Raw genomic sequence first — 650 nt, 5'->3', positions numbered from 1 at the left:
AGATGTGTATAAGAGACAGGTATTCATTGAGCATCACCCGTCCCGGCGCCCACCGCTCCACCACCTCAGCCGGACACGCCTCGGCGCCGATCACCAGCGCCGCCGCCCCCAAACCGTCTGTCGAGAGCACCCCCACAGCTGAGGGAGTCTGGGTGAGCACGCTGACCTGTTCGCTGATCAGCAAGGCGTGGAAGTCTTCGGCAGAGTGGGTTATCGCTTCGGGCACCACCACCAACCGGCCCCCATGAAACAGCGCTCCCCAGATCTCCCACACCGAAAAGTCAAACGCATACGAATGACACTGCGACCACACCTGCCCCGGCCCCAACCGCACACCAATCTCCAGCGAATCGAACAGCTGGGTCACGTTGTGGTGGGTAACAGCAACGCCTTTGGGCACCCCGGTGGTGCCCGAGGTATAGATAATGTGAGCCAGACCCTCCAGCGCCGGGCCCGGACCCGACAACGGTGTGCTGGGTTGAACATCGATGGCGGGGTCATCAATATCAATCACCCGCAGACCGTCGTACCCGTCGAGCCGCGAGCGCAGACCCGCCGTGGTGAGTACCGCGACAGGCGTGGCATCGGTGAGCATGAACCCGATCCGCGCTGTGGGCAGGCCCGGGTCGATCGGCACATAGGCCGCCCCG

At 63.7% G+C, this 650-nt stretch carries 1 protein-coding gene; it reads right to left on the bottom strand.

Annotation, left to right across the window (positions count from 1 at the left end; all coding sequences use genetic code 11):
- On the bottom strand, window positions 1–650 hold a 650-nt coding region (locus tag A5781_RS19735; protein ID WP_156624874.1), incomplete at both ends, for an AMP-binding protein.

The sequence above is a fragment of the Mycobacterium sp. 852002-30065_SCH5024008 genome, from assembly GCF_001665645.1.
In the GTDB taxonomy this organism is placed as follows: domain Bacteria; phylum Actinomycetota; class Actinomycetes; order Mycobacteriales; family Mycobacteriaceae; genus Mycobacterium; species Mycobacterium paraffinicum.
This window is presented reverse-complemented; position numbering and strand designations above follow the sequence as displayed.